The organism is Streptomyces sp. NPDC058773, from assembly GCF_042746015.1.
Classification (GTDB): Bacteria; Actinomycetota; Actinomycetes; order Streptomycetales; family Streptomycetaceae; genus Streptomyces.
Window position 1 is genome coordinate 1 of sequence record NZ_JBHYPE010000097.1, and the last position, 3,594, is coordinate 3,594.

At 70.7% G+C, this 3,594-nt stretch carries 2 protein-coding genes; both read right to left on the bottom strand.

What is annotated here, in order from left to right; translation table 11 throughout:
• Window positions 1-110 precede the first annotated feature (110 nt).
• Entirely contained in the window at window positions 111-2,009 is a 1,899-nt protein-coding gene (locus tag ACFW5B_RS35185) for an AAA family ATPase (protein WP_386449178.1), read from the bottom strand.
• Window positions 2,006-3,412, bottom strand: coding sequence for a hypothetical protein (locus ACFW5B_RS35190; protein WP_386449181.1), 1,407 nt, complete (start codon window positions 3,410-3,412; stop codon window positions 2,006-2,008). The genes ACFW5B_RS35185 and ACFW5B_RS35190 overlap by 4 nt, the downstream gene beginning before the upstream one ends.
• Between the last annotated feature and the right edge of the window lie 182 nt (window positions 3,413-3,594).

The following is a 3,594-nucleotide window of genomic DNA, read 5'->3' on the forward strand; positions in this document are numbered from 1 at the left end:
GTTTTTTTTTTTTTTATACCCCCCCCTAAACCCCCCCCCCGCCGCCCCCCCCCCGGTTTCGGCGCCGGGGCCGCCGGGGCCCCCCCCCCCCCCCCCCCCGCGCCGCCGCCTCAGCCGCGGGGTATCTGGGCGAAGACCTCGATCCAGAAGCGCTGCGCCTCGCTCGACGCGCCCACCAGGTAGGTGGAGCGCAGCTTCGGCGGCAGCAGGGCCACCAGCCGGGCGACCACTGACTGATGCTGCTTCAGCTGGGACAACTCGGCGTTGGCCAGGACCTGGTGGACCAGATCGCTGTCGTTCGAGCCCTCGCTTGAAGCGCGCGCCGCCGACCGCAGCCGTGTCTCCCAGGCGTCGACCTCCTGGGCCAGCTCCCGGAGGCCGGTGACCGGGCGGTTGCTGAGCCGGTCGAGGAGAGCGGTCAGCGGGACCGGGGCGTATGCGCCGTCACCGAGATAGACCGTGCCCATCTCCAGCGGCAGTCCGCGCTGGTGGAGCTTGATCAGGCGCTCGATGGTGCGCTTGGTGATCCAGGCCCGGCCGTCCTCGTCGATGTCGTGCTTCCACCACTCCAGGACCGTCTCGGCGACGGCGCCGTACTTCGCGATCAGCCACTCGTTGGCCGGGATGTCGCGCGGCTCAAGGGTCAGCGAGGCGGTGAAGCGGGTCGCCTGCGCGATGTTGTTCCGGGAGACCAGGAGCTTGCGGCCGAGGTGGTACGGGGGGTTCTGGACCGCGATCTGCGCCCGAAGGTTCTCGATCCGGCGTCCGGCCAGGGACCACTCCTGAGTGATCTCCATCAGCTTGGCGAACGCCGCCTTGTCCTTGGGGCGGTTGTACTCGTCCCAGACGATCGCCTTCGGCTCCGGCCCCAGGAACGGCCCGGCCAGGAGGTTGTCCAGGGAGCCGTCGGTGGTGGGGATCGGTGCGCAGAGGTCCTCGACGTTCGTCACCGGCATCGAGAAGTACAGCGGATCGCGTCCGCCCAGGCCCTCGCGGACGGTCTCGCGCACCAGCTCCGTCTTGCCGCACCCGGGCGGCCCCTGGAGCAGCACCGACCAGCGGTTGCGCAGCGCCGCGCGCACCACGGCGCGTACCGGATCGGGGATCGAGGCGGGGTTGGCGGAGCCCACCGCCGCCGCGATCCGGTCCAGCACCTCGGTCGTACGGTCCTTGCCCGGCTTGCCGTTGTCCTTCTGCTCGGCCAGCCGCAGCCGCTCGCCGTTGACCAGCGGGAGCCCCCAGCGCAGCGGGAAGCCCTCGCGGGCGTTGGCCAGGATGTGGTCGAGGGTGCGCGGGGAGAGCAACTCCCGCAGGGACGGGGCGAGGGTGGCCCAGAGGGTGTAGATCTCGCGCAGATTCCAGTCGCGGTACTTCGCCGCGAGCTGTTGTCGCCAGGACGTGTCGTTGGCGGTGATCCGGATCGTCACCATGCGGTCCAGGACGGCCAGATCGCTGCGCCGGGCAGCGGTTTCCGCCAGCGACTCGTTGTCCGTCAGGAAGACGCCGATGCAGCCCAGCTCCCGCAGGTCGAACTCGCCCAGCGTCCAGTTGCAGGCGATCTGCATCAGCTGCGACTGGATCGTCGCCCCCGCCTGCAGCGAGTCGTCGATCAGCAGCACGAACGGCTTGCCCGGCCGCAGCTGGCTCATCACCAGCTGCCGCAGCACCAGTTCGCCGGTTTTGGCATCCCGCACCGGTGCGTTGGCGAGCAGGTCGTCCGGGGTGAGATTGGCGGCCGGCACGAAGACCAGCTCGGCATCCGGGTACGCCTTGGGCAGATGGGAGAAGAAGGTGGCCGTCTTGCCGATGCCGTGCTCGCCGAAGATCTGGCCGGTCTGGCCCATGTCGATCATCGCGTCGATGAACGACTCCAGCCGGGAGACCCCCGTCCAGCCCTCCGGGGGCTCGGGGTAGGTGGCGCTGGGCCGCCATCCCGCGGGGTGGGCCGGCGGGGTCTGCGCGCTCGCCGCGGTCGCCCTGGGCGCTGCGGTCGGCGTGGTCGTGCTCATCGGTCTCCTGTCGTCACACGGTGGCAGGCCATCGGCGGGGTGTGGTGGTCGGGCCAGTCGTCGCCGCCCGACGTGATCAGCCAGATCCATTTGTCCGGCTCGGCGGGGGTGATGTGCGGGGCGTAGCCGTCGGTGAGCATCACCACGGCGTCCGGTATCTCGTCGAAGCTGCGGCCGTCGACCGTCGTGCGGCCCTCGATGTAGTCGGCCACCGCCTGGAAGCTCGTGCCCCCGCCGCCGAAGACCCGCTCGCCGGGGCGGAACGGCATCACCACACCGTCGAACGACAGCCAGTGGGCGGCCACCCCGTCGATCGAGCCCACCAGCTCCGTCAGCCAGGTGACCACCGAGTCGGGCATCGACCCCGAGGTGTCATACGCGATCACGAGGTTCTTCTCCCGCACCGGGCCGCGCCGCGACAGCATCGGGTCGTGGCCCAGTGCCGCCAGCAGGGCGCCGCGCTTCTTCGGATAGACCAGCCGCTCGCCCTCGCGCAGCTTGGACGCGAGGACATCGACCAGCCAGCGCTGCCACCAGTCGACCTTCCCCGTCTGCGGGGTCCGGCCGCGCAGCGCCCCCATACCGAGCCGCCCCCACACCCGGCTCGCATGCTCGGAGGTGCCGTCCGTACGGTCCATCAGGTCGAGCAGCTCCCGCTCCGCGACCGGGTGTCCGCGCCGCGCCGCGAGCAGGGAGTTGACCAGCGCGGAGGACACCGTCTCGTCGAGGGTCTGCTGATCGCCGCCCGTGGTCTCCGGGTCCGTCAGATGCACACACGGCACCGCGGGGACGGGTGGCTGCCGCATCCGCTTGAGCTCGGAGAACACCGTCATGTCGGTCTCGACGAAGGCGTCGTAGCCGAGTGGTTCGAGGCCCTGGTCCGTCAGGTCCTCGGCGTAGTCCCGGTGGATCTCCCGCGGGTCGACCCCCGTGGGCCGGCCGTCGAGCTGCGGCAGCTCCTTGCGGCCGAGCCGTACCAGCGCGACATGGTTGATGGCGACCTCGGCGGCGAGGGTGAAGACCGGGTCGGCGCGCAGCTCGGGGTCGGCGAAGAGATGGCGGTGCACCAGATGCCGCGCCTCATGGAAGAGGACGAACTTCACGCCCTCCAGGCCCAGTCGGACGAAGAAGTCGGGGTTGTAGAGCAGCGGACAGCTGCCGTCCCCGGAGGCGACCACGGCCGCGGTCGGCACGGCCGTGGTCGGGATCTGGTGGTGGCACTTGGCATAGATCCAGGACGCCACCACGGAATCCGTCAGCCCGAAATCCAGCAGCGCGGCTTCCTTCAGCCGCCGTGCCTCCGCGATCACGTCCGGTGCCGCCGGCCGCCATTGCTCCAGGGCCCGCCGGTCGGTCAGCTCGACCACCGGCCCGTGCCCGGCCGTTGTCCTGTCGTACGCCACGTCCTGCCCCCGTTCTCAGCTGCCTCCTTTCGTATCAGGAGGCACTGACAACGGATCATGGCGGGCGGCGCATCGGGGTGCGTGAACGGCCGGTCCACCGAGGGCGGGACCGGCCGCGGACCGAGGTGAACTGACGGTCGGCGCACCGGCGACTGCCTCAACGGCCGCCTCGGTCGTTGCCC

Excerpts from the sequence above, each read along its gene's own strand:
- ACFW5B_RS35185 (WP_386449178.1), bottom strand. The coding sequence starts at position 2,009 with ATGAGCACGACCACGCCGACCGCAGCGCCCAGGGCGACCGCGGCGAGC.